Source organism: Nonomuraea sp. NPDC052129 (assembly GCF_040680095.1).
Lineage (GTDB): Bacteria > Actinomycetota > Actinomycetes > Streptosporangiales > Streptosporangiaceae > Nonomuraea.
The window spans coordinates 79883-105044 of record NZ_JBFAVX010000014.1; the positions used below are offsets into that span (position 1 = coordinate 79883).

The window sequence follows — 25162 nt, forward strand, 5'->3', positions numbered from 1 at the left end:
GAGATTACGCCCGGTAACTGGGCCCGCAATCGCCGACATACTCTGACTTTTCGGGGTAGTACGGAACGCCGTGCGCCTTGATGTGAACCTCCTCGACTACGCGCTCATCGCGATCTACTTCGCGACCGTGCTCGGCATCGGCTTAGCCGCCAAGCGGCGGATCAGCTCGAGCCTCGACTTCTTCCTGGCCGGCCGTGGATTACCCCCGTGGATCACCGGGCTGGCCTTCGTCTCGGCCAACCTCGGCGCGATCGAGATCCTCGGGATGGCGGCCAACGGCGCCCAGTACGGCGCCATGACCGTGCACTATTACTGGATCGGCGCAGTGCCCGCGATGGTGTTCCTCGGCATCGTGATGATGCCGTTCTACTACCGCTCGAAGGTACGCAGCGTCCCGGAGTTCCTGGGCCGCCGTTTCAACGGCGCCACCCAGCTGCTGAACGCCCTCTCCTTCGCCGTGGCCCAGATCCTCATCGCCGGGGTCAACCTCTACGCGCTCGCGCTGGTCATGGAGGCCCTGCTGGGCTGGCCCCTGCCGGTGTCGGTGGTGGTGGCGGCGGTGATCGTGCTGTCGTACATCACGCTCGGCGGGCTGTCGTCGGCGATCTACAACGAGGTCCTGCAGTTCTTCGTGATCCTGGCCGGGCTGATCCCGCTGACCATCCTCGGGCTGGCCAAGGTGGGCGGCGTCTCCGGGCTGTTCGACAAGGTACGGCAGAGCGCGCTCGGCGAGGCCGGCCTGCACACGTGGGCCGACAGCGCGGGCAAGAACCCGATGGAGGCGCACTGGCTCGGCATCGTGTTCGGCCTGGGCTTCGTGCTGTCCTTCGGCTACTGGACCACGAACTTCGCCGAGGTGCAGCGGGCATTATCCGCCCGCAACACCAACGCCGCCCGGCTCACCCCGATCATCGCGGCCTACCCGAAGCTGTTCATCCCGCTGGTGACCGTACTGCCGGGGTTGATCGCCCTCGTCCTGTTCAAGGACCTGGGCAAGGGCCAGGCCTACAACAACGCGATCCCGCTGCTCATGCAGGACCTGCTGCCCAACGGCGTGCTCGGCGTGGCGGTGACCGGGCTGCTGGCCTCGTTCATGGCCGGGATGGCGGCCAACATCAGCGGGTTCAACACCGTGTTCACCAACGACATCTGGCAGGCGCACCTGGCCAAGGACCGCGACGACGGCTACTACCTGCGGGTCGGCAGGATCGCCACCGTCGCGGGCGTCGCGCTGGGTGTCGGCACGGCGTTCATCGCGGCCGGCTACTCCAACATCATGAACTACCTGCAGGCGCTGTTCTCGTTCTTCAACGCGCCGCTGTTCGCGACCTTCATCCTCGGGCTGTTCTGGAAGCGGATGACACCGTGGGCCGGCTTCTGGGGCCTGCTCGCCGGGACCGCCTCCGCGTTCGCCTCGTACATCGCGTACAAGGCCGGAATGCTGGACTTCGGCACCGAGCTGAACGCCAGCTTCTGGGGCGCGGGCGTGGCCTTCGCCGTCGACCTGCTCGTCTCGGTGGTGGTCACGCTGGTCACCACGCCCAAGCCGGTGGAGGAGCTGCGCGGGCTGGTGTACGGGCTCAGCGCCGTCGACCTGGCGGACGACGCGCTGGCCGGTGACAAGAAGTGGTACCGCTCGCCCGTGATCCTCGGGACGGGCGCGATCGTCCTGGCCGCCGCGATGTACGGGGTGATCCTGTGAGCGACATCAGAATGGTGATCGGCGGACTGTTCCTGATCTACGGGGTGATCCTGATCATCGCCGGGGTGGTGGGGGCGGCGGTCAATCTGTGGACCGGGCTGGTCATGGCGGTCTTCGGCGGCGCCTTCGTGATCTGGGCCCGCGTCAAGCGCATCTGACGCCGGGGGGCGGCCGGCCCGCATCCGACGCCGGGGGGCGGCCGGCCCATCGGCCCGCCGCCCCCTGTCGAGGTTTTCAGTAGTCGAGCCCGAACGTATGAGCGCCCAGGCCGAACCCGTTCCCCCGCGGCACCACGTGCCCCTGCTCGATCAGCGTGGCCACGCTCCGCCGTACCTCTTCCTCCTCCAGACCGGTCGCGCGGATCAGCGCGCCGAGCTCCGCGCCGCCGGACTCGACCGCCTGCGAGGCCACCGCCTCGTACACGTGGATGTCGACGTCGGACAGTGCCTGCACATCGTGATCTCGGGCCATCAGCGTCGCCTCGCTCCCTCTCTGAGCCGCCCGGGGTCGATGTCGCGCTCCGGGTAGCGGCGCAGGTATTCGCTCTCCAGTTGGTTGGTCCGCGTGGTGTGGCGCGCGAGCGCGTCGTCCGAGCCGTGCAGGAAGGTGTCGGTCCGCGTGGTGTGCAGTTGCCGCAGCTCACGCAGCAGGTCGTCGTCCTGGAGTTGCGCTGGATCGATTCCCATCATCGTCATGAAGTAGCCCCTACCCCAGAAGGCGCCCGACAATATCTGTCACATTTCCTGACATAAGGGCATTGTCGGGAGGAGATCACCGCTTTACCTTCCCGTTATGGACCTCGAGCTCAGGCACCTCAGGATCGTTCGCGCGGTCGCGGACGCGGGAAGTGTGAGCAAGGCCGCGTCCCTGCTCGGGCTGGCGCAACCAGCCCTCACCGCACAGCTCAAACGTATCGAGCGGGTACTCGGCGGCACCCTGTTCGAGCGCGACAGGCACGGCGCCCGGCCCACCCGGCTGGGCGAGCTGGTGCTCGCCCGCGCCCGCGTGCTCCTCCCGGCGGCCAAGGAACTGCAGGACGAGGCCGTACGGTTCGCCCAGGCCCCCTCCCCCGGCTTCCGCATCGGCGCCACGAACGGGCCGATACTCGGCGGCCTCGTCGACCGGCTCGCCGCGGAACGGACGGTGAGCACGTACACCTCATGGTCGGCCGACGAGCTCACCGCCATGACCGAGCTCGGCCGGCTCGACTACGCGCTGACCGGCGCCTGCGGCGACGGCGGCACCCCCACGGGCTCGCTGCGATGGGAGACGATCAGCTATGACCCGGTCTTCACACTGCTCGCCGAGACCCACCCGCTGGCCGGCGAGAAAGAACTGGACCTGTCCGAACTCGCCCTCGAAAGCTGGGCCGTCACGCCCGGCGACGGCTGCTTCGCCGACTGCTTCGCCACCGCCTGCGCCCGCGCCGGCTTCACCCCGGGAACGATCTATGAGACCGACGTGGCCACCTGCGCCCACCTCGCCCGGGTCGGCCGGGCCGTGGCACTCTGCCAGGCCACCCACCAGCCCGCCCCCGGCCTGGCCGTGGTCCCGCTCGCGGGTGCGCCATTGCGCTGGCGGCAACTCCTCGGCCACCACCCCGCCGCCCCGGATGCCGCCTGGGTGGCGGAACAGGCCAAACAGACCCACGCGGAGGTGGTACGGCGAAGCACGGTCTACCAGGACTGGCTGGTACGGAACACCGGCTTCGGCACCGCTCCCTAACCTGCCCTGATGTCCGACCTCCGCGCTGGGCCGCGATCTCGTAAGTGAGGGCCGGGGAGCCACGCCTCCCCGGGCCCGCTAGGGAGCTCTTTGGGGCTTTTGGGGGCTCTAGGCGCTTAGGCCAGGGTGTACTCCCACCCCGGCTTCCATTCGAACGGAGCATCCACAAGCTCCTCCAACGCCACGCCCTCAAGCAGATTCTGCAGCGCCCACCGATTGGCCGAGTGCGAGATCACCAGCACCGTACGCCTCTGCCACTTGTCCATCACCTCTTCAAGAAACGCCGCGGTCTCCGCCACCACCTGCCGATAGCTCTGCCCCCCGGGCCACGGCATCTCAATGAACCGCCGCCGCAACCTCGCCACCTCACTGACGGGCCGCCCGTTGTAGATCCCGTAGTCGCACTCCCGCAACCGGGAGTCGAGCCGAATCTCCCGCCCATCCCCGAACGCGACCTCCGCCGTCTGCACCGCCCGCCGCAGATCAGAGGCGTAGACCACATCCACGTCCCGCCGCCGCACCCCCAACTCCACGGCCAACTCCCGCCCAGCCTGGGACAACTCCCCCGGCAACCAGCCGGTGGCGATCCCCGTCTCGTTGTCCACCGTGAGGGAATGCGTCTCGTAGATCAGCTTGACCGCCATGGGCCGACGCTACCCACCAACTCCGGTGTCTGGCGTACGCGCTGAGTGAACGAGGACGATCTATGCTGGCATGAGGGCTCAGGTGTGGAAGACTGCATGTTTGCAAGGGGCGGTAGCTCAGCCGGTCAGAGCATCGGACTCATAATCCGTGGGTCGTGGGTTCAAGTCCCACCCGCCCTACTCTTCCACCCTAGGCTCCACCTGCGGGTTCCTTGATCCTGCCGAATCCGTAGGTCGGCGGTCATCCAATTGGGAGACCGAAGGGAGACCGCCGGTTTCGGGCGCCTCCCCCACAGTCACCGCCCGAGGCACCAGAACGGCAGTCGCTTCGGCTGCTTCCCGCGCGACTTCCGGCAGCACCGTCGTGTAAAGATCGGCCGTGATCGACACGCTCGAGTGCGGCAGCATCGCCGACGTCGTCTTCATGTCGTTGCCGGCCGCCAAGGACAGCGTGGCCGCACCGTGGCGAAGGTCATGCAACCGGATCGGCGGCAGACCGGCCGCGAACGTCAGCCGCTCCTCGTTCTGCCGCGCCTTGTGCGCCCGCAACACGGCGACCGTGACCTTGTCCAGCGCGACTCCCGCGTCCGACGACTCCGTCTTCGGCGATCCCTCCTTCACCTCCCCACCGACGTTGGTGAGCTGCTCGGCCGTGGCCAACAGTCCCTCGTCCAACTCGCTGTCGGCCCAGCGCGCGCCGCACGCTTCGCCGCGGCGCAGCCCTCGGAACGCGATCAGGTGGTACAGGGCGTACAGCCGGTCGGCTGCGGCGTAGTCGAGGAAGGCGCCAAGCTGAACCGGTGTCCGCACCATCACCGGCGACGGCCGCGGCGTCGCCAGCCACACCTTGAACCTCTTCAGCGGCTTCTTCGGCTGGACCGGCGCCGCCCGCTCGGCGACAAGACGCTTCTCGTACGCGACGTTGAACGCCTTCACCCGCACCCTCGTCCAGACCACGCCTTTGGCCTTCTTCCCCGCATCCAGCTTCACCAGTTCGGCGGCGTTGAAGGTGACGACGTCGATCAGCACGCCCCGCTCCAGTTGGCAGGCTGACAGAGCCCTCACCTTTCTCCGAATGATCACGTTCGGGCTCTTGTTCGGGCTCGTGCCCGGGCTCATGTTCGTGTTCACGGTCGGGCCCGGGCAAGCGTAATCGATTACTTCGCGCGGTGTTTCATGCACAGGCGCGAAGGCAGGTCTTCGAGGAGGATGCGTGCGGGAATTGGCGCTGGGCGGGCGATCTTCGTTCGATGCCTGAGCGTGCCTGACGCCGACAGCCGTTATCGATTCGGTCCGCCCGGATGCCTTTCCTCCTCGGCGGGTTATCAGACGTTGACGGCTGCGTGCTCGTCGACGAACGCGTCCCACATGGGGAACCGCACCCGGCTCAGGCTGCCCTCGTACCCCTCGCCGATTGTAGGCCGGCCAGGCACGCGAAACTCATCGGTCCATCCTGCCCCCGATGATGCTCGCCTGCCCCACGGCTCGCCCGTCGAGGCCCGAAGCGCCGTAGTAACCCTTTTGTGGCTGTCATCCGGTTTCGTTTGGGTGGCTTCGCCGGGTGCCGTCGGCGATTATCGACGCGACGTGACCGCGCTGCGAAAGGATCGGGTATGACGTGGTATCCGTGGAGACGGGCGTTCCTCACGGCGGGGGCGGCCGTGGTCGGCTTCGACCCGTCAACGCGCACATGGGTCACCGACACCGCCCAGTCTCAGGGGATGGTCGACCTGCCGCCGCTGAAGGGCAAGGTGGTGACCGATCCCGCCTCGCGTGGCCAGGCGGCCGACGACTTCGGGCACCTGGTCCATCGGACCCCCGGGGCCGTGCTGGAGCCCGGCGCCGTGTCGGACATCATGCTGATGATGAAGTACTGCCGGACGCACAGCCTGCAGGTGGCCGCGCGCGGCCAGGGACACGCCACCTTCGGTCAGGGCCAGGTCGCGGGCGGTCTGATCATCGACATGACCACGCTCAACGCGGTTGAGGTGCGGGAGGACACGGCCGTCGTGGAGGCGGGCGCGCTCTGGAGCAGCTTGGCGCAGGCGACCCTGGCCCACGGCCTGACCCCTCCGGTCTTCACCGACTACCTGGAGCTCTCGGTCGGCGGCACGCTCTCGGTGGGCGGTGTCGGCGGCCAGACCCACCACCACGGATCCCAGGCGGACAGCGTCGTGGAGCTGGAGGTCGTCACGGGGGAGGCCAGCCTGAGGAGGTGTTCCGCGCGGCTGCGCCCCGACCTCTTCCGCGCGGCGCTGGCTGGAAGAGGACAGTGCGGCATCATCACCAAGGCCACCGTGCGCCTGCTGCCCGCCCCCGCGTTGGTCCGCCACTACCTGCTCTCCTACCCGAGCGTCGCCGCGCTGACCGCCGACCAGCGGCGCGTGGTCAACGACGGCCGCTTCGCCTACGTGGAGGGAGAGCTCGGGCTGCCGACCGGCTCCGCTGGCTGGAGTTACCAGCTTGAAGCGGTCGCCTTCTTCAACGGCACGACCCCGCCCGACGACGCCAGGCTGCTCGACGGGCTGGGCGACCAGCCCGGCGACCGGCAGATCCAGGACATGTCCTACTTCGACTTCCTCAACCGGCTCGCCGCGGGCGTCGCCTATCTGAAGTCCACTGGCGAGTGGTACCGCCCGCACCCCTGGTGGAACATGTTCCTGCCCGCGAGCCGCACCGACGCCTTCGTGGAGGCCGCCATCAAGGACCTGACCGAGACCGAGGTCGGCGCCAGCGGCGTGGTCCTGCTCTATCCCTTCCCCCGCGCCCGCCTGCACCTGCCCTTGCTGCGCATGCCCGACGAGGAGACGGTCTTCCTCTTCACACTGCTCAGAACCGCCTCGCACGGAGCCGAGAGTCCGCAGGACATGGTGGAGGCCAACCGTTCCCTCTACCTGCGCGCCCAAGCCGTCGGGGGTTACCAGTACCCGGTCGGCTCCATACCCACCACGCCTGAGGAGTGGCGCACCCACTACGGCCCTTCATGGGCCGCCTTCGAGGCGGCCCATGAACGGTACGACCCCGACGGAATCCTCACTCCGGGTCAGGGCGTCTTCCCTCCGAGACCGTGAAGTCCGCAGCCGGATCACCCGTGCCGAGTTTCGCCGCCAGGCGAAGGGCGCGGTGTTGCAGGGGGACGGCCGGTCGGGTCACCCCGGGCGTTTCAGCCCGGGGTCGGGTAGGACCGCCGCATCGCTGCGGCGGTCAGGCTCGGCATGCTGAAGCCATCGTGACGCTGGCCTGCGCCGTGTTCCGGCCTGTGGCTGACCGCGGCCCGGACGCCGCGGGCTATCCCGGGCGGCGTCCCCATGCCGAGATCAGCGGCGCGAGGGTGAGGTCGAGCTCGCCGGCATCGATGGCGGCCAGGTGCGCGTCGATCTCGGCGTCGTTGGCCAACCCAGCGGCGAGCAACTCGGCGCGGACCATGCGCACCGTCGCGGTCTCCAGCCGGTCGCAGGCTACCCCGCCGACCGGGAAGCAGCCGGCCGCCGTGACATCGACCAGGCCGGCCGCACGCAACGCCCGCGGCAGCGTACGGCCGTAGCGCAGGTCGGCGCCGCGGCGGGTCATCAACTCCCGAACGGCGCGCCGCAGCCGGTTGGCGCGCTGCTGTGCCGGGCCAACCTCATCGAGGCAGGCCAGCGGCTGCAACTCGGTATCGGCGTCCTCGACCAATAGCCGGCCACCGGGGCGCAGCGCCGCCACCATCGTCGCCAACGCCCGGGCACGGTCGGGCACGTGGACGAGCACGAGCCGGGCGTGTACCAGGTCGAACGTGCCTGGCTGCGGCGGCGGGTCTGCGACGATGTCGTGCCGGAGCACCTCGTACCCGCCGTGCGGGTCCAACCAGGCCGGATTGATGTCCGTGGCCAGCACGTAACCGGTTGGTCCGACGGCCGTGGCGAGTGCCTCGGGAATGTTGGGGCCTCCGGCGCCGACTTCCCAGCAGCGCCAGCCCGCCTTCACCCCGAGCCGGTCGAAGTGCCCCCGTGTGACACCGTCGAACAGCTCGGCCAGCCAGGTGAACCGCTCGCCCGCCTCCACCCGGGCGTTGTCGAGCAAGTAGCGGTGATCCGGGGCAGACCCAGGGGTGTGCGGCGATGGGGGGCCGGACCCCGCGCCAGCAATATTCACCGCCCCGCCTGCTGTCGTGTCCGGCTCGGACCCAGGGTCGGTGAGGGGTTGCGATGAACTCATGCCTACATCCTCATGACCTTCCACGTGCTGTGTCAGCGCGACATGGAATGAAACCAGACGGCCTCCGAGACTGGAGGATCGGACCGGATATTGGCGCCGCGCCACTACCAAACGAATGCGGTCGAAGTACGCCAAAGACGCGCCGCGTGGCGTAGGCCCCAGTTCTCAGGTGTGCTGCCTCGCTACTACCGGCCTGAGCGGGCGGTGGCGGTCGACAAGTCGGTGCAGTGGGTGGTGGTTGATGAGGACCTGGACTTACACGCCGAGGCGTGCGCATGCCTGGCGGGGCTCCGCGGGGCGGGCCGGGCGTTCAACGCCGAGAAGACGTACGCGAGTCGGAGCGCCTTTACTTGTCGTACTGCCAGGGCTACGGGGTGGATTGGTCGAGGCCGAGTCTGACGCAGCTGATAGCGATGACGCGGTGGCTGGTGGGCTCTTGGCCAGATATCGGGGTCTACGCCATGACCCAGGTGTGAACACGCGCAAGGACGGGTCCAGCCCGTAGTAGCTCATTGCGATCGCGCCCCTGCCCGCTACGGCCTCGCTCGGCCTGCTGTTGTACGCCGGCTGCCTGACTCCATGCCTCCTGCCCGGCGTGGTTGGCCCCGGCGGCAGCAGCGTCGACCTGCTCGCAGGTCTTGATCCACCGCAACTCCAGACAGGCGCTGAACAGAACCCCTCTCTCTAGGAACGGTCGCCCGTGGAGCACCTCCTGTTTTCAATACGCCATTGTGGCGGCCGTCAAGGGTGTCGGGATTAGAACGTTCGACGACAGGTGTAGTGGGGCCGTGGTGGCGGACGCGGTCAGACTATGCGGGTGCAGAGGGTGCGGCCTCGGACCTCCCAGTGGACCCTTCTGCCGCCCGGCGGGCAGGCACCGCTGGTGAACGCGGTGATACGGAGGACGAAGTCGTACTCCCCTGGAGCGGAGCCGGCCCCGCACGGCCACGACGTCATCAGATCCGTGTTGTTGATGGTGACCGAGTTCTCGTTCTCACCCTTTGTGGCCAGGAAACAGTCACCCGTGCGGAACTGCCGCTGCACGCAGAGGGCGATCTCGTTCGCCTCCTCGTCGTAGCTCCACCACAGTTCCCCGTCCAGATCGGCGCCGTGCCTGATGCACTCGGAGGAGTCGTCGACCACCTTGAGCACCTTCAGGTAGGCGTCGGAGCGGCCGCAGCCGACCGCGCGCGGCTTGCTCCTGCTCCACTTGCCGGACGGACGCTCGTAGGCGTCCAGGCAGTCGCCCGCCGAGATCTTCTCGAACGCCTTGCGGGTGGGATCGGATGTGGGGGTGGGGGTGGCACTGTCGGTGGCGCTCGCGGTCTCGAACGGCTGAGGCGCGGGTGTCGGGGAAGTCGGGGTCTGCTGGAGAGTGGCGATGGCCTTGGAGGTGGCCGGTGCGTTTCCGTCGTCCCCGATGGCCCAGGCGGCGAAGGCGACCAGCAGGACGCCCACGACCGCGGCCACCGGGAGCTTCATTCGTCCGAGCGGCGGAAACCGCCGGCCGTTCCCCGGCGCGTCCTGCGGCGGGGGCGCCAGCACCTCGGTCTCCGCCACCCGCGTGGCGATCATCGTGCTGACGGGCTCCGGCAGCGGAGCGTCCCCGCCCTCGGCGAGCGCGGAGCAACGTTCGAGGAAGGCGTCGAGGCCGGGCCGGTCTTCCGGATCCTTCTCCAGGCCGGACGCGATCAGCGGGAGCAGCGACTCCGGCACGCCGGTCAAGTCGGGTTCCTCGTTGACGACGCGGTAGCCGAGGGCCTCGACCGGGCCCTCGCCGAAGGGCCGCCGGCCGGTGGCGGCGAAGGCCAGCACGGCAGCCAGGCAGAACACGTCACTGGCCGGCCCGACCTCGCGGCCCCGAAGCTGCTCGGGCGACATGAACCCGGGCGTGCCGACCACGCTGGTGCGGATGGTCTGCGAGGTGGCGTCGAGCGCGCGTGCGATGCCGAAGTCGATGATGCGGGGCCCGTCCTGGGCGAGCAGCACGTTGCCGGGCTTGAGGTCCCGATGGACGACACCCCGCTCGTGGATCGCCATCAGCCCTTCGGCCAGGCCCGCGCCGAGCCCCGCGACCGCCGCTGCGGAGAACGCGCCGTGCTCGCCGACGGCCTCGTGCAGCGACGGCCCCGCGATGTACTCGGTCACGAGCCAGGGCGGATCGGCGTCGGCGCGGGCGTCCACCACCTGCACGGTGTGGATGCCCCCGACCCGCCGCACCGCAGCGACCTCCGCCTCGAACCGCCGCCGGAACTGCGCGTCCTCCGCCAGGTACGGGTGGATCACCTTGACCGCGACCGGTCGGCCGCCCTTCGAGCGGCCCAGGTAGACGCGACCCATCCCGCCCGCCCCCAGCCGCGCCAGCAGTCGGTACCCACCGACCTTCTTCGGGTCGCTCGCCTCAAGCGGCTTCAGTTTCTCGCTGGACACCCGCACGTCCTCCCACACCCACTGCTGATCTAGAACGCACCCTTCCACACAGAACGACGGGCCGGGGACGCCCCGCTCAGGCCGGCTCGTAGGTGCCGTCGCGGTGTTCGTAGACGGGGTCTGCCCAGGACCCGTTCCCGATCGGCGAGAGTCGCCTCGTGCAGCGGGATGGCCCGGCCCAGATCCCCCGCCACTTGGTAGGTGTAGGCGAGGTTGCTGCGGGAGCCCAGGGTGTCGGGGTGGCCGGCGCCCAGGACCCGCTCGAAGTCGGCCAGCGTGGCCTCCAACAGTAGGACGGCCCGGCTGAGATCGGCCAGATCTGTCAGGTATTGGCCGCACCAGGCGCGCAGCGTCAGCAGGTCAACCGGGAGGTCATCATCGCTGGAGATGTGCCGGTAGAGGGTGTCGGCCAGGTCGGCGAGCATCTCCCGGAGGCGCACCGGGCCGCCGTCAGTGCCGCCGAATACCGCCAGCGGGACGCCGGCCGGGGACAGCACCGCAAGGATCGGCAGTAGTTGCCCGGCGAAGGGCAGGCGGCCTCGGCCTGAGTGACCAACAGCAAGATCGCCAACCAGTACGGCACCCGCATCACTCTCGCCCACGACGCGTCCATGACAACGTTTCCGTGGAGGGGAGTGGCCATGCATTCTCGGCCGGGAGAAGGCCGGACCGTTCGCACTTGGCGGCAAGCGCTCCGGCGGGATGGCACGTGAAAGTTTCAGTTCGAAAATCCCAGGATGAGCCCCTGATCGGGAATGGCAGCAGGCGAAGCCGTGGTCGGTGCGCAGGCTCGGGGCGCAGGCCGGTTCCCGCATTGACCCCGGTCTTCCAAGAGAGGTACCTCCGAGGGGAAGCGTTCCTCGGTGCCGGGCCGTGCCCGCTCCTGCCGAAGGGTTGGTCATGCCGAGACGACGTACATCGCGGTTGGCTCGGGTGACGGCGGCTCTCGCCGGAGCGATCGTATTGATCGCCACGTACGCCTCCCCCGCGCAAGCGACGATCATTGCGTGCGAGTGGGAGAAAGTCAGCTCGTGGACCAACGGTTTTCAGATCAAGGTCACCCTCATCAACAACGGGATACCGGTCGACGGCTGGACGGCCACCTGGACGTGGGACGACGGCACCAAGGTCACCAACGCGTGGGATGCGATCGTGACTCAACCAGGCCTGAGCGTGTCGGCCAGCAACCAGTCGTACAACGGCTATGTCCCGTCGTTCGGCCGGGTGAGCTTCGGCTTTCTGGCCACCGGCGTCAGCGACGGCCACGGCGGCGGCCTGAAGGTCAACGGCGGACCCTTGCTGCCGTGCTGAGCTGCCGCACCGGCAGCTCGTCGCGAGCCTGCATGACCGGTTCCATTGCGGCGCACCGCAGCACTGGCGAACAGTAGCGTCGTCCCAGCAGCTGGCGGCTTCCCATGCGGCCGACGCTTGCGCGGCGATGTCGTACGCACCGTCGTCCAGCCCGGCGGCGTTGTCGGGCAGCACGAGGTCGGGGACGTCGACGTGCGACTCGTCCCAGTCGATCAGCGCGACTTGATTCGCGGTCATGCGGACGTTGCCAGGGTTATTGGGTCGCCGTGGACGATCGCCAACCTGGGCGCTGCGGCCGGCCCTGCGTCAACCGATGCAGCTCGCGGACGGGGATGGCTTGGCACGGTGGGATGTGATCCCCGCCGGTGAGTGGCAAGGATCATGGTCTTTGATCGTCCGGCAAGGGCCGCGGTGTGCTCCAGCCAGACTCCGTTGCAAGCCAGCCTCGTGGCGCATGTGTCGTCGGCTTTCCGGGTACCCACACATCAATCCCCGGCCGGGTCGGGCGAAAGACGATCTCCCCCGTCGCGCGGGCGGGGAGAATAGTGTGAGGTAATGGATCGACGCATCTTCGGTCTGGAGAACGAGTACGGCGTCACGTGCACCTTTCGGGGTCAGCGCAGGCTGTCTCCGGACGAGGTGGCGCGCTACCTGTTCCGGCGGGTCGTGTCCTGGGGCCGGTCGAGCAACGTGTTCCTGCCCAACGGCGCCCGGCTGTATCTGGACGTGGGCAGCCATCCCGAGTACGCCACCCCCGAGTGCGACAACGTCGTGGAGCTGGTCACCCATGACAAGGCCGGTGAGCGGATCCTGGAGGGGCTCCTGGTCGACGCCGAGAAGCGGTTGCGCGAAGAGGGCATCGCCGGCGACATCTACCTGTTCAAGAACAACACCGACTCGGCCGGCAACTCCTACGGCTGCCATGAGAACTACTGTGTGGGCCGGCACGGGGAGTTCGGGCGGCTGGCCGATGTGCTGATCCCGTTCCTGGTCACCCGGCAGATCATCTGCGGCGCGGGGAAGGTGCTGCAGACCCCGCGGGGGGCGGTGTACTGCGTGTCGCAGCGCGCCGAGCACATATGGGAGGGCGTGTCGTCGGCGACGACCCGGTCCCGGCCGATCATCAACACCCGGGACGAGCCGCACGGCGACGCCGAGCGGTTCCGCCGCCTGCATGTCATCGTCGGCGACTCGAACATGAGCGAGACCACGATGTTGCTCAAGGTCGGCGCGACCGATCTGGTGCTGCGCATGGTGGAGGCTGGGATCGTGATGCGCGACATGAGCCTGGAGAACCCGATTCGGGCGATCCGCGAGGTCTCGCACGACATGACCGGGCGGCGGCGGGTCCGGCTGGCCAACGGGCGTGAGGCGTCGTCGCTGGAGATCCAGCAGGAATACCTGGGCAAGGCCAAGGACTTCGTGGACCGGCGGGGCGGCGACGTGATCGCGCGGAGGGTGCTGGAGCTGTGGGAGCGCACCCTGCGGGCGGTGGAGACCGGCGACCTGGACACGGTGTCCCGGGAGATCGACTGGGTCACCAAGTACCAGCTCATCGAGCGGTACCGGAAGAAGTACGACCTGCCGCTGTCGTCGCCCCGGGTGGCCCAGCTCGACCTGGCCTACCACGACGTGCACCGCAAGCGCGGGCTGTTCTACCTGCTGCAGCGGCGCGGCGCAGTGGAGCGGGTGGCCTCCGACATCAAGATCTTCGAGGCCAAGTCGGTGCCGCCGCAGACCACTCGGGCGCGGCTGCGCGGCGAGTTCATCCGCAAGGCGCAAGAGAAGCGGCGCGACTTCACCGTCGACTGGGTGCACCTGAAGCTCAACGACCAGGCGCAGCGCACCGTGCTGTGCAAGGACCCGTTCCGCAGCGTCGACGAGCGGGTGGACAAACTCATCGCCAGCATGTGACCGAGTGGAGCCAAGGAACCAAAACCACACCGGCGGGCGGCAGTCCGTCGTTGAGAAAGTTCGTCGATCTTCACGTACAGGGCGGTGAGAAGGGTCGCCATGTCGTTCGTGGTGATCAATTTCGTTCGGCAGTACCAGCGGCAGCAGGGATATGACCCGCGCCCGATCGGCATGACCATGCAATTCCCGGTGGCCGACCAGACCCTGGTCAACGCGCCCCTGTTCGACGGACCCGCCGACTGGATCTCGCCTGGCTACGACGACGAGATCTACCGCGAGGGCGGTCACCCGTCCGCCCCGGGCGGCACACCGTCGCGATGGCTGGACAACCCGCCGCCCGCCGACGGCCGCAAGGTCCTGCTCAGCGACACCGACCACTTCGCCCCTGGCCAGGGCGACGCCCTCTGGGTGTGGAAGGCGTTCCTGCGCGGCCATAACCCGATCTTGATGGATTACGGCCTCATCGACGGTGTCCCGTCGTCACAGGACGCCTTCGAACCGGCCCGCCAGGCGATGGGCGACACCCGGCGCTACGCCGAGCGGATCGACCTCATCGGCATGCCCCCTCGCGGCGACCTCACCTCCACCGGCTACGCGCTGGCACACCCCGGCAAGGAGTACCTCATCCTGCGGCCGGCCGGGACCAGCGAGGTGTTCACCGCCGAGTTGTCGGCCGGCGGCTACACAACCGACTGGTACGCCATCGACGAACGGACATCCCTGCCCGGCGACGAGATCACGGTGCCGAGCGACGGCCTGGTGAAGTTCACCGTACCGTCCACGATCCACGGCCCGGCCGTGCTGCATCTGGCGGCCACCACCATCCGAGACCAGTGACCGACATGTGGGAACTGGTTCCCCGGCTGCTCGCCGACAGCCGCTACCTCGTCCTTGCCACCGCCGATCACCAAGGGCGGCCGTGGGCCACACCCGAATCGACCGCGACGCACCTGACCTACGACATCCTCTGCCGACATCCTCTGCCGACGTCGTCGCGCGCGGTGGCTCTTTCGCCATCCCCAGAGCTCAGGTGCCGAACCAGCGCATCGAGAACCACCAGGTCTTCCCCCGGCTCGATCGTCTGCGGGTTCAGCGCGATCGCGTCGTCGGGTACGCCGAACACACCGACCGCGATCCGCGGGTCTCCCTCCCACAAAGCCCGCACCAACCCGTCCCGGGTCCAGCCGCTGGTTGCCAGCAATCGGACAACCGCTCGCCCGTGCGGCTGGCCCGCCTCACTCGGGTACCCTCGCTCGGCGACGACACCCGGCACTCCGCGCAAGCCGACGATCCACCGGTCGACAATCTGCTCATAGCTCGCGAGCAGTGCCTCCTCGTCCTGCTCCAGCGTCCACTCGACCGCGGCGTACAGCCCGAGCAGCTCTTCCTTCCCGACCTTCATCCCGCGCCCGATCTGCTGATTCGGCGACGCGTGCGCCCGGCACCTGTCGACAATCCACCGTTTCCCCAGCACCAGCCCGCTGGACTGCGGGCCGCGCAATCCTTTTCCACCGCTGAGGATCACGGCATCCGCACCGAGCTCCGTGGTGAATCTCCACAGCGAGGAGACTGGTGGAATCTGGGCCGCCGCATCCACGATCACCGGCACAGCCGGTGGACCTGTGAGGCCCGGGGTGCCGGCGAAGGTCAGGCCGGTCGAGGCGAGTTCCCGGGCGACTCGGATCACGTCCTCGATCGGCAGAGCATCCGCCGCGTAGTGGGCGCCGGCGAACCACAGTACGCAGGCGGGGCGTCGTACCAGGGCGGCTCGTAGCTCCTCGATCGACGGACCGACTTCTACGATGCGGGCGCCGGTCAGGCGGGCCGCGTAGTCGTAGCCGTTGCGCTGGCCGGTGAACATGACGACCTCGGCATCGGCCGGGAACGCCTGCGCGGGCTCACCGACACACGACGCGACCGTCAGGGTGATCGCCGCCGCGGCGCCAGACGTCACGCAGGCCGCCTCGTTGCGGGTGAGCGCGGCCAGGCGCTCACCGACGCGGTCGTGGAGTTCGGGCAGGTCGACGAAGTGGGCCGCCCCCTCCGTCATCGCCTTCAGCGCCGAGGGCGGCATCAGCGAGCCGCCCAGTGCGGTGAGTGTCGCGGAGGCGTTGATGACGGGCCGGACCCCGAACGGATTGGTCATACGAGGAATCTCGACATCGGTGGTACCCCGGAGAGTTCGGCCAGCCAGGCATCCAGGAAGTCGTTGTCGGTGCCGTCGAGGTGGGTCAGCTTGTAGACACTCGCGGCAGGCAAGGCCCCGATCAGTGCGGCGCACCAGTCGGGGTCGTCGACGGCGAGCAACGTCCGAGCGGTCACCGCGGACCCATGCCGGACCGGGTCGAAGTAGGCAAGAGCCTTGTCAATGATCCGCGCCGACGAGCCGGCGCGGAGGTGATCGTTGAGCTCCTCGAGCGGATAGCGGCTCGACTTCAGTCGTGCCTCTGCCGCCCGGTAGAACAGCAGCTCCGAGAGCAGGACCGCGCTGAACCCGGGCCGCCGCGCGGCCGTCAGCAGCGCCAGGTCGTCCCCGCTCACGGCCACCCGCGCCGGATCGACCTCCTCCAGGCTCATCAGGAACTCCGCGGCCCGCAGGCAGTCCGCCGCGATCCCGCGATAGACGTACGACGCCGGGTCGTCGATGCCCATCGTCAACAATCCTGGGTACGCCGCCGAGAACCCTTCGTCGGCAAGCCTCTGACCACGGTGCGTCAGGGTGAACACGACGTACCGGCGCCGATCGTTCGGGTGCGGCACGAGGTTGACGCTCCCGTGGCGCGGCGTCTGCAGGAGCGCGGGGAACGGCCCGTCACCGGCCGGGATGCTGAGATGACCGAAGACGCGGTACGGCCCGGTGCTGGTGAGCCGCACGGTGTAGCTGGTCGCCTCGTCCGTCGTCCGCGCCGGCACCAGGTCGAGCCCGGGCCGAGCGGAGATCGCGGCCAACTCCTCGTCGACGGCGGACCAGTAGCTGTCGAAGTCCATCGGTTCACCGTCCCGGCGTGAGGTGTTCGGCAAGGAAGTCCTCCACGATCCGCAGCACGCCCGGCAGCCCGGCGTGGTGCGCGCAGTGCGGGTAGGCGTGCAGGGTGGTCTCACAGGTCAGCACCCGCCGCAGCGCGAACCCGGTCTCCGGCGGGCACACGTCGTCCTCGAGCCCGAGGTACAGCAGCGTCGGCGCCCGCACCTTCGGCGCGAAGTTGAGCCCGTCGTAGTACGCGACCGTCTCCCGCACCCGGTCGACGTCCTTCGGGTGCACCTGCAAGTACTCGTTGATCTCCTCGTACGGATACGACCGGGTCAGTGTCGGCGCGGTCATGATCCCGCACAGGTACGGCGCTCCCACCGCGACGCACCGGATCACATCCGGCATGAGCGCGGCCGTCGAGATCCCGAGGCCACCGCCCTGACTCGACCCCTGCAGTCCGATCCGCAGATCATCGACTTCCGGACGATCGAGCAGTACCTCGACCGCCCGCACCACGTCGAGGTAGAACCCGCGATACCCGTAGGTGTTGTGGTCGATGATGTTGTGCGTCAGCAATCCCGGATAGCCCGGGTTGAACACGTCGTTCGACCGCAGCTTTCCGCGCGGCGCGACCGCGAGCGCGGCGTACCCGAGCTCGGACCATTCCTTCGGGATCGTCGGCTCGGAGATGTAGCCGGGGATCGTCACCAGCGCCGGGTGCGGGGCCGGCCGATCGCGCGGGACGGTGTACCAGCCCGCGATCCGCAGACCGCCATAGCTGGTGTAGCGCAGATCGTGGACGATCGCCTTCTCCGTGGACAGCGATGGCATTTCGGTGAGGACCGGGTCCAGCGGGTACGACGCGCAGTCCGCCAGGCCGGCCGCCCAGAAGTCGTCGAAGTCGTCCGGCAACTCGACCTCGACGATCGCGTTCTCGGGGTCTCTCAAGAGTGTTCCTCTCGATGGGGGGCGTGCAGCGCGGTGCCGTCGGAGGCCTTGAACAAATGCAGGCGGTTCTGGTTGAAGCCGACGTACACCGTGCTGTCATGACCCAGCCGGAACGGCACCGGGACGCGGGCCTTCAGCAGCTCGCCGTCGATCCGGACCGTGACGAGGACATCCGGACCGAGCGGCTCGGACACGAACACCTTCCCGGGCTGGTAGCCCGCGACCGGGGTCGGCGACAACGTCACGTCCTCCGGCCGGACGCCCAGGACGACGGCCGGGTCGTCCGGCGAAACGTCGTACCGGCCCAGCTCCTGACTCAACGCGCCGCTGCGGAAGGTCCGGACGCCGTCGACGTCGGTCAGTTCACCGGTGACGAAGTTCATCGGCGGCGAGCCCATGAACGACGCGACGAACCGGTTCGCCGGTCGTTCGTAGATCTCCCCCGGCGTCGCGCACTGCTGGACGACGCCTTCGCGCATCACCGCGATCCGGTCCGACATCGTCATCGCCTCGACCTGGTCATGGGTGACGTAGATGAACGTCCGGGCGACATCCACGTGCAGCCGCTTGATCTCCGCACGCATCAGCACCCGGAGCTGCGCGTCCAGGTTGGACAGCGGCTCGTCGAGCAGATACGCGCCGGCGTCCCGTACGATCGCGCGACCGAGCGCGACCCGTTGCCGTTGACCACCGGACAGCTCGCGCGGCTTGCGATCCAGCAGGTCCTCGATGTCCAGCGTCCGGGCCGCCCGCAGCACCTGCTCGTCGATCGTCGCCTTCGGCACCCGCATCATCTTCAGCGCGAACCCGATGTTCTGCCGGACCGTCTTGTGCGGGTAGAGCGCGTAGCTCTGGAACACCATCGCGACGTCGCGCTTGTTGGCCGGCAGCCAGCTGACCGGCTTGCCGTCGAAGAAGATGTTGCCCTCGGAGGCCCGTTCCAGGCCGCAGATCATGCGCAGGGTCGTCGACTTTCCACAACCGGACGGGCCGACCAGGGTGAGGAACTCCTGATCCTCGATGGTCAGATTCAGGTCCTTCACCACGGTCTTGCCGCCGAACGACTTGGTGACGCCTTCGAGTCGAACCTCTGCCATCTGTCAGCCCTTCACGGATCCGGCGGCCATGCCCTGAACCAGTTTGCGCTGGAAGAGCAGGGCCAGTACCAGGGGTGGGACGACCGCGAGCACGCCGGCCGCGGCCATCACGGTGAACTGGGTGTTGAAGTCGGTGGCGAAGTTCGCCGCCACCACCGGGATCGTCTTCGCCGCCTTCGTGCTGGTCAGGAACAACGCGAACATGAACTCGTTCCACGCGGTCATGAACGCGAACACCGCCGCCGCGACCAGCCCCGGCGCCGCGACCGGCAGGAACACCGACCACATGGTCCGGAACCAGCCGCACCGATCCACCCGGGCCGCCTCCTCCAGCTCGCGCGGCACCGAGCGGAAGAAGTCCTTCAGAATCCAGATCGTGATCGGCAGCGCGAACGTCGTGTACGAGAGGATCAGCGCCAGGTAGGTGTCCAGCAGCCCGATCGTCCGCATCAGCAGGTAGAACGGGATGATGATCGCGATCCCCGGCACCATCCGGGTGAGCAGGTAGAGCATGAGCAGCACCTGACTGCCACGGAACTTCAGCCGCGAGAACGAGTACGCCGCGAACGTGGCCAGCGCGAGATTCAGGACGGCCGTCGAGGTGGCGACGATCAGACTGTTGCGCAAGGAGTACGGCGTCTCGTCGATCGCCCGGCCGCCGACGAGTTGCTGGGCCTCACTCGGATGAATGAAACCGAGATAGTTCTCCAACGTCGGGCGGTCCGGGATCCAGTGCGGCGGAACGGAGATCGCATCCACCTCGTGCATGAAGCTCATCGCGACGATCCAGTAGAACGGCAACACCAGATACAGCGCGAACACGACCGCCAGCACGTACAGGACGATCTTCTTCCAGGGGATTCGGTAGCGCAGGGGAACCTTCACCACGGTGCTCATATCTCGAAGGCTCATACCTCGAAGTCCCCCTTTCGGTAGAGCAGGCCGATGTAGCCGACCGAGATCAGCAGAGTGATCGCGGTGATCACCCAGGCGTAGGCGCTGCCCAGGCCGAAGTCGGTGAAGGTCAGGACGGTCTGCACGTCGAGCAGGGCGATGGTGGTGGTCGCGTCACCCGGTCCGCCACCGGTCAGTACGTAGATGGTGTCGAAGGCACGGAACGCGTTCATCGTCTCGAGGATCAGCACGATCAGCAGTGGGTGCAGCAACCACGGCAACGTCACCTGGACGAACCGCTGCACCGCACCCGCTCGGTCGACGGTGGCGGCGTCGTACAACTCTGAAGGGATTGTCGACAATCCGGCGAGCAGAATGATGACCGAGAACGGGAGCGTGTTCCACACCTGGGCCAGTGCGGTGAACAGGAACGCGCCGGTCCCGGACGTCAGCCACGCCTGATATTCGGCGATCAGTCCGAGTTGCGTCAGCAGACCGTTCAGGGCGCCGGTCTTCGCGTCGAAGATGGTCCGCCACATCAGGCCGTTCACCACCCCCGGCATCGCCCAAGGCAACAAAGCCAGGCTGAGCAACAGACCGCGGCCGCGGAACCGCTCGTTCAGCACCAGCGCCAGGATCAGCGCGAGTACGACGGTCAGCCCGAGCACCAAGAGGACGAACAGGGCCGACACCTTCAGCGCGGACAGGAAAGCCTGGTCGCTGAGCAGGGCCTGGTAGTTGTCGAAGCCGATGAAACTCTTCGCCCGCGGGCGCTTCAGGTTGTTGCGTTGCAGGCTGACCCAGAACGAGTACGCGATCGGGTAGGCGACCAGCAGGGCGATCACGATCATGGCCGGCGCGTTCAGCGCCCAGGCCTTGGCGTTGTCGCCCAGCGGCCGGCGTTCGGCTTGGACGGCCATCCTCAGCTGTACTTCTTCTTCAGCGTGGCAGCGGACTGCGCCAAGCTCGCCACCGCCGCGGACGGCTGCGTCTGGTTGCTCAGCACGCCCTGCACGACCTTGTGCATCTCGGTTTCGAACTCGGTGTACCACGGCACGCCGAGCACGTTGCGCGGCTTGGCGATCTCGCCCAGGTGGGCGTAGATCGCCGGGTCGGCGAACTTCTTCAGCGACGCGGTGATCTCCGGGTCGGTCGCCATCGACCGGTAGGCGAACCCGAGACCACGCTGCAGGAACCAGAACTTCGCGGTGTACGGCTGCTTGTTCGCGTCGAGTCCGCCCAGGTAGGTGAGCAGCTTGAACGCGTTGTCCTTCACCTCGGTGTCCTTGGCCAGCGCATAGAGCCGGGTGTTGCTGACCGTCCCGTGCACCTGACCGTCGAGGCTCGGGATCAGCGCCATCCGGATCTTGCCCGCGGCCTTGGACTTGGTCGCGTCGTTGTAGTCGCGGCTCGCGTAGCGCGCGCCGATCGTGTACGCGTACCGGTTCGCCTTCATCGCATTGTCGATCGGGACCGCCAGCAGTTGCAGGCAGGCCGGGTCGATCACCTTCGACTTGTTCGCCGCCTGCTGCAGCCAGGCGAAGACGTCCTTCACCACGGTGTCGGTGGTGTTCATGATCGGCGCCTGCTGGTCGTCGAACATGTTGCCGCCGCTGCCGAAGACCAGCGCCCACACCCAGGACCACCAGGTGTCGGACAGTTGCGCCGGTACGCCGATCGGGTATTTCAGGAGGCCGGCGTTCTTGATCTTGACCGCCTGCGCTTCCAGTTCCTCCAAGCTGGCAGGGGGTTTCGTGATCCCGGCCTTGGCGAGGATGTCGGCGTTGTAGGTCAGGCAGTTGGAGTCGGTGTAGTACGGCAGGCCGTAGCGCTTGCCCTGGTACGTCATCGCGGACGCGTTGCCCGGGTAGATCGCGGCGTACACTTCGTCGACGCCGGCCATGCCGTCGAGCGGCTGCAGGTAGTCCCCCTCGACCCAGCCCGCGAGGGAATCGTCGTAGACGTAAAGGGCGTCCGGGCCGCCGCCACCGGTGAACTCGGCGACTACTTTCTGAACGTACTGCGCACTCGTGACCGGGGTGTAGTTGACCTTGATGTTGGTGGTCTTGGTGAAGTTGTCAAGGTTCTGCTGGACGAGTGCGGCCTCGTAGTCCCAGCCCTCGAACTTCACGCTGCCGTCGCCGGAGCCCGCGGACTTGTCGTTGGAGCAGGCGGTCAGGAGGGGCGATGCGGCGGGCAGGGCCAGCCCGAGACCCGCGTACTTCAGGATCTGGCGGCGGTTGAGCTCCATGGTTGTCCCTTCAACGCGATGAGCGCAGTAACGCTTGGGCGATGCGTAGCCGGTACAGACGCGTCGGGCGTCCTTTCGGATGGCGCTGAGCAGTGCCTTCGACGCTCACCAGGCCCCCAGCGTCAAGTGTGCGGATCAGCCGGCGGCCGCTCTGATCCGTGATGCCGAGATGGTCGGCGAGCTCACCGGGCGAGATCGCGCGACCTTCCAGCTCGTGCTCCAGTGCCGCCAGGCGGGAGACGGTCGCGGCACTGAGGCCGACGGACTTCGCGAGCTGTTCGACGTCGTCGCCGTGCTCGCGGTAGGAGTAGCTGAGCGCCACCCGAACCGGACCCATCGGCCCGATGATCACGCCGCTGTCCTCGATCAGGTAGCCGCATGGCTCGCTCTCCCGCTCGGCGCGGGCGGCCGCTTGTTCGGCCAGGGCCACACAGCCGCGGGCGGACGCGCCGACGCCGAACCCGGCCGAGACCTGCGCACCGAGCGCCGCGGCCGCCTCGGCGAGCGCGGGTACGGCGACCCAGTTGCGGGTGATGCGCTCGAACAAGGCCTTGTGGGCGAAGACGACGACACCGCGCCGGCCGCGGTCCTCGATCCACGCGCCGGCGAACTCGGGGGTGTTGAGCAACAGATTCATCAGGCCGATCCGGGCCCGTTCCTCGTCCTGCGACTGCGAGATCAGGAAGACTCCGGCGGCGAAGCGTTGTGCGCTGGCTCGCTCGGACTCGATCCGGAGCGCGAGCTCGTGCAGCTCGGTCCGGATCGTCGCCGGCACCGGCATGCCGCTCATGATCGGGATCTCGCCGGACAGTCGCTCGCGGACGGCGGCGCGGACGCTGATCACGTAGCCGCGCTCGCCGAAGCGGTGGTACGCGGAACGGTGGAACTCGACGATGTCCTCCACGGATTGCGTGGGGGCGTACGGCAGGCAGTCGATGGCGTCGGCGTCGAGCTCGAGCGCGAGGGCGACCGCCTCGACCGCCTCGGCGGGAAAGGTGTCGATGCTGACCGGGGTGCGGCCCCAGCCACGCTCCTGGGCGCGGTAGAGCGCGAGGGTCAGGTCCAGCGCCGACGAGCGGATCACGCCGACCGGCAGGCCGGGTGGGAGGAGTTCGCGGCTGGCCGTGTACGGGACCGGGCCGGCCAGGAAGCCGTCGAGCCGGGTCGTGCTCAGGAACTCGGCGACCTTGGCGCGGATCTCGTCCTCGTGGTCGTAGCTGACCCACTCCAGGTCGACCCCACCGAGGGTGTTCGCGGCTTCCCGGAACAACTCGCCGTGCATCGAGTGGGTCACCACTCCGATCACAATGGCCACGACACCCCTTTACGAACTAGGTTCGTAAATGACTCGTAAATCCGATTCTGACCAAACTCTCCCCTCCCAGGGGTCCAGGTCAAGGGATCAGCCAAAAAGAAATTCCCCAGTAACAAGCCGGCCGCCGAAGGCCGATGGTGTACCGAAGGACCTCTCGCCGAACCCGCCGTGCGCCTCTCAACGCAATCAGCAGCCCGGCCGCCGTCCAGCCGGGAACGACGAGGTGGACCAGGCGCATCAGGAGCGGCAGCCCGGGGAAGAACACGGGCGCCCTCGAAGACCTCGCCTCCGCCGTCAGCAGGTGCCCCCGCGGGCGGAGTGACGGAGACACCGCACGATCCGGTGGACGAGTCACTGCGCGGCCATCACGCGGCCCTCGCCCACCGAAGCGGCCGGGCCGCCACGTACTTGCCGGACCGTGATCAGCTGGGCCGGTTGCCCGTCGGAATCACGATCTTGGTTTGTGCCCCCTTGGTGAGGTAGTACGTGGTCCACTTCTTGACCATCTCGTCGAGGAGCCAGGCGGCGGCGGGCACCAGCGGCAGCCCGATCAGACCCTCCCGGAACCGCACCAGTAGCGGCCACGCGGTCTTGACCGCCGGGTCCCACAGCGGCTCGCGCCGGATGCCGTTCCAGTCGGCCACCTGGTCGCCGGTGAGGTACCTGGAGAACGCGTTGACGAGAGGCTTGTCGAGGCCGCCGGGGCTGGTCAGCTCCGCGAGCATGCCCCGCAGGATGGCGTTGAGTTCCACCCCCTCCGGGGTCGGCCCCATGTTCCTGGGCAGGACCAGATCCGACTGGGTGTAGGAGGAGTCCCAGGTGGCGGGGAGGAACTCGTCCCTGATGCCGAGCATGTGCCCCAGCATCTGTACCGAATGCAGGTACGCCGCGGCTTCAGTGGAGGAGATACGCACCTGCCACTCCCGCATCCCGCGCATGGAGTAGGTCGCCAGGGTGTGCCACGTGACGAGCATGTCCTCCTGGCTGATCGGGACAGGGCCGGACCAGTGGGGAGACGACTTCAGCAGGTGCCGCACCGCCGCGTGCACCAGCCGGGTCTTCACGGCCTCGACCACGGCCGTGCCTCCGGCACCCCAGGCGTTCTGGGGTCTGACCGCGTACGCCAGGATGTTCGTCTTGGCGATCCGGTCTTTCAGATCCGCGCCGCCCGCGGAGTAATAGACAGCGCGTGCCTCCTTGGGGATGGCGGTGGCCAGCATCCCGGCACCGACAATGGTGAGGACGACGATGTAGTTTCCCTTGAGCGCGTGGAAGCGCCCCGCGGCGTCCAGCATGGCGGGGTCGGCCCACGACGGCAGCTGACGTGCCTGCTCGATGAAGGCCCGCAGATCCTCCGGCAGCCCCGCGGGCAGGGGCTGGTCGTTGCGGTTCCAGCCGTCCAGCAGCCGGTTGACCTCGGGTATGACACCGCGGTCGAGCAGGGAGGAGAGGAGCGGATCGGCCACGTCGTCCCACACCCATCGGGGGTCGGCGCCGCTGCCGGAACCGGCGATCGAACCACTGGCCGGCCAGCCCCAGTCGCCGGACAGGGAGTCCGCCTGGGCCGGGGAGACCATCCCTAACGCGCCGAGTGCCCCCAAGGCGGTGCCCGACATCAGTACCTCGCGCCTGCTCAACTCTGCCATGCTCCGCACTCCTTCGAGGTGGGGGGTTCTGCTCAGGGCATGCGAGAAATGGTTGATACGGAGAAACAAGTCATGAGTCTGTGTATCATCATCAGAGCACAGTGTGACGGGCATCAC

General features: G+C 68.0%; 23 protein-coding genes and 1 tRNA gene. 8 read left to right on the top strand and 16 right to left on the bottom strand.

Annotation, left to right across the window (positions count from 1 at the left end):
• Positions 1-70 precede the first annotated feature (70 nt).
• Together AB0L53_RS28765 and AB0L53_RS28770 are read left to right on the top strand one after the other, a co-directional pair.
• On the top strand, positions 71-1702 hold the full coding sequence (locus tag AB0L53_RS28765; RefSeq protein ID WP_364000035.1) for a sodium:solute symporter family protein: 1632 nt from the start codon (positions 71-73) through the stop codon (positions 1700-1702).
• Positions 1699-1860, top strand: a complete 162-nt coding sequence (locus tag AB0L53_RS28770) for a hypothetical protein (protein WP_357959995.1) — start codon at positions 1699-1701, stop codon at positions 1858-1860. The genes AB0L53_RS28765 and AB0L53_RS28770 overlap by 4 nt, the downstream gene beginning before the upstream one ends.
• 76 nt (positions 1861-1936) lie before the next feature.
• Here AB0L53_RS28770 and AB0L53_RS28775 read toward each other — a convergent pair whose 3' ends face one another.
• Together AB0L53_RS28775 and AB0L53_RS28780 are read right to left on the bottom strand one after the other, a co-directional pair.
• Complete coding sequence (locus tag AB0L53_RS28775; RefSeq protein ID WP_358448204.1) at positions 1937-2173, bottom strand: hypothetical protein; 237 nt, start codon at positions 2171-2173, stop codon at positions 1937-1939.
• The gene (locus AB0L53_RS28780) at positions 2173-2397 is read right to left on the bottom strand and encodes a DUF6158 family protein (protein WP_357959988.1); all 225 of its coding nucleotides are present in this window, start codon (positions 2395-2397) and stop codon (positions 2173-2175) included. Before AB0L53_RS28780 ends, AB0L53_RS28775 begins: the two co-directional genes overlap by 1 nt.
• 97 nt (positions 2398-2494) lie before the next feature.
• Here AB0L53_RS28780 and AB0L53_RS28785 point away from each other — a divergent pair, with 97 nt between their 5' ends.
• The gene (locus tag AB0L53_RS28785; protein WP_364000040.1) at positions 2495-3427 is read left to right on the top strand and encodes a LysR family transcriptional regulator; all 933 of its coding nucleotides are present in this window, start codon (positions 2495-2497) and stop codon (positions 3425-3427) included.
• A gap of 116 nt (positions 3428-3543) precedes the next feature.
• On the opposite strand, the gene AB0L53_RS28790 is transcribed toward AB0L53_RS28785, so the two are convergent.
• Positions 3544-4071 (bottom strand): histidine phosphatase family protein, encoded by a 528-nt coding sequence (locus AB0L53_RS28790; protein ID WP_364000043.1) that lies wholly within the window; start codon positions 4069-4071, stop codon positions 3544-3546.
• 106 nt (positions 4072-4177) lie between these two features.
• On the opposite strand from AB0L53_RS28790, the gene AB0L53_RS28795 reads away from it, so the two are divergent.
• A tRNA-Ile gene (locus tag AB0L53_RS28795) sits at positions 4178-4251 on the top strand.
• On the opposite strand, the gene AB0L53_RS28800 is transcribed toward AB0L53_RS28795, so the two are convergent.
• Positions 4249-5100 (bottom strand): site-specific integrase, encoded by an 852-nt coding sequence (locus AB0L53_RS28800; RefSeq protein ID WP_364000046.1) that lies wholly within the window; start codon positions 5098-5100, stop codon positions 4249-4251. The genes AB0L53_RS28795 and AB0L53_RS28800 overlap by 3 nt on opposite strands.
• A 584-nt stretch (positions 5101-5684) precedes the next feature.
• Between AB0L53_RS28800 and AB0L53_RS28805 the strand changes: the two genes are divergently transcribed.
• Positions 5685-7142, top strand: coding sequence for an FAD-binding protein (locus AB0L53_RS28805; protein ID WP_364000049.1), 1458 nt, complete (start codon positions 5685-5687; stop codon positions 7140-7142).
• Between the two features lie 217 nt (positions 7143-7359).
• On the opposite strand, the gene AB0L53_RS28810 is transcribed toward AB0L53_RS28805, so the two are convergent.
• The 3 genes from AB0L53_RS28810 to AB0L53_RS28820 form a co-directional block, all read right to left on the bottom strand.
• Positions 7360-8133: a methyltransferase domain-containing protein gene (locus AB0L53_RS28810; RefSeq protein WP_364000052.1), complete on the bottom strand. Its 774-nt coding sequence runs from the start codon at positions 8131-8133 to the stop codon at positions 7360-7362.
• Positions 8134-9072: 939 nt separating this feature from the next.
• The gene (locus tag AB0L53_RS28815; protein WP_364000055.1) at positions 9073-10698 is read right to left on the bottom strand and encodes a serine/threonine-protein kinase; all 1626 of its coding nucleotides are present in this window, start codon (positions 10696-10698) and stop codon (positions 9073-9075) included.
• A 29-nt stretch (positions 10699-10727) separates the two neighbouring features.
• Complete coding sequence (locus AB0L53_RS28820; protein ID WP_364000058.1) at positions 10728-11300, bottom strand: tetratricopeptide repeat protein; 573 nt, start codon at positions 11298-11300, stop codon at positions 10728-10730.
• A 331-nt stretch (positions 11301-11631) separates the two neighbouring features.
• Here AB0L53_RS28820 and AB0L53_RS28825 point away from each other — a divergent pair, with 331 nt between their 5' ends.
• The 3 genes from AB0L53_RS28825 (at position 11632) to AB0L53_RS28835 (ending at position 14760) form a co-directional block, all read left to right on the top strand.
• Positions 11632-12009 carry a cellulose binding domain-containing protein gene (locus AB0L53_RS28825; RefSeq protein WP_364000061.1) on the top strand — a complete coding sequence of 126 codons (378 nt, stop codon included), beginning with the start codon at positions 11632-11634 and terminating at the stop codon, positions 12007-12009.
• Positions 12010-12564: 555 nt separating this feature from the next.
• A complete protein-coding gene (gene pafA / locus AB0L53_RS28830; RefSeq protein WP_364000064.1) occupies positions 12565-13923 on the top strand; it encodes a Pup--protein ligase in 1359 nt (452 codons plus the stop codon).
• Between the two features lie 99 nt (positions 13924-14022).
• A complete protein-coding gene (locus AB0L53_RS28835) occupies positions 14023-14760 on the top strand; it encodes a hypothetical protein (protein WP_364000067.1) in 738 nt (245 codons plus the stop codon).
• Positions 14761-14878: 118 nt separating this feature from the next.
• On the opposite strand, the gene AB0L53_RS28840 is transcribed toward AB0L53_RS28835, so the two are convergent.
• From AB0L53_RS28840 to AB0L53_RS28880, 9 genes are all read right to left on the bottom strand, one after another.
• A complete protein-coding gene (locus tag AB0L53_RS28840) occupies positions 14879-16069 on the bottom strand; it encodes a hypothetical protein (RefSeq protein ID WP_364000070.1) in 1191 nt (396 codons plus the stop codon).
• Complete coding sequence (locus AB0L53_RS28845) at positions 16066-16911, bottom strand: acetylxylan esterase (protein ID WP_364000073.1); 846 nt, start codon at positions 16909-16911, stop codon at positions 16066-16068. Before AB0L53_RS28845 ends, AB0L53_RS28840 begins: the two co-directional genes overlap by 4 nt.
• 4 nt (positions 16912-16915) lie before the next feature.
• Entirely contained in the window at positions 16916-17842 is a 927-nt protein-coding gene (locus tag AB0L53_RS28850) for an acetylxylan esterase (protein WP_364000076.1), read from the bottom strand.
• A complete protein-coding gene (locus AB0L53_RS28855) occupies positions 17839-18939 on the bottom strand; it encodes an ABC transporter ATP-binding protein (protein ID WP_364000079.1) in 1101 nt (366 codons plus the stop codon). The genes AB0L53_RS28850 and AB0L53_RS28855 overlap by 4 nt, the downstream gene beginning before the upstream one ends.
• Before the next feature lie 3 nt (positions 18940-18942).
• On the bottom strand, positions 18943-19836 hold the full coding sequence (locus AB0L53_RS28860) for a carbohydrate ABC transporter permease (RefSeq protein ID WP_364000082.1): 894 nt from the start codon (positions 19834-19836) through the stop codon (positions 18943-18945).
• Positions 19837-19847: 11 nt separating this feature from the next.
• Positions 19848-20753, bottom strand: coding sequence for a sugar ABC transporter permease (locus AB0L53_RS28865; RefSeq protein ID WP_364000085.1), 906 nt, complete (start codon positions 20751-20753; stop codon positions 19848-19850).
• A 2-nt stretch (positions 20754-20755) separates the two neighbouring features.
• Positions 20756-22084, bottom strand: a complete 1329-nt coding sequence (locus AB0L53_RS28870) for an extracellular solute-binding protein (protein WP_364000088.1) — start codon at positions 22082-22084, stop codon at positions 20756-20758.
• 10 nt (positions 22085-22094) lie between these two features.
• Complete coding sequence (locus AB0L53_RS28875) at positions 22095-23399, bottom strand: hypothetical protein (protein ID WP_364000091.1); 1305 nt, start codon at positions 23397-23399, stop codon at positions 22095-22097.
• 422 nt (positions 23400-23821) lie between these two features.
• Entirely contained in the window at positions 23822-25045 is a 1224-nt protein-coding gene (locus AB0L53_RS28880; RefSeq protein ID WP_364000094.1) for an oxygenase MpaB family protein, read from the bottom strand.
• Positions 25046-25162 lie beyond the last annotated feature (117 nt).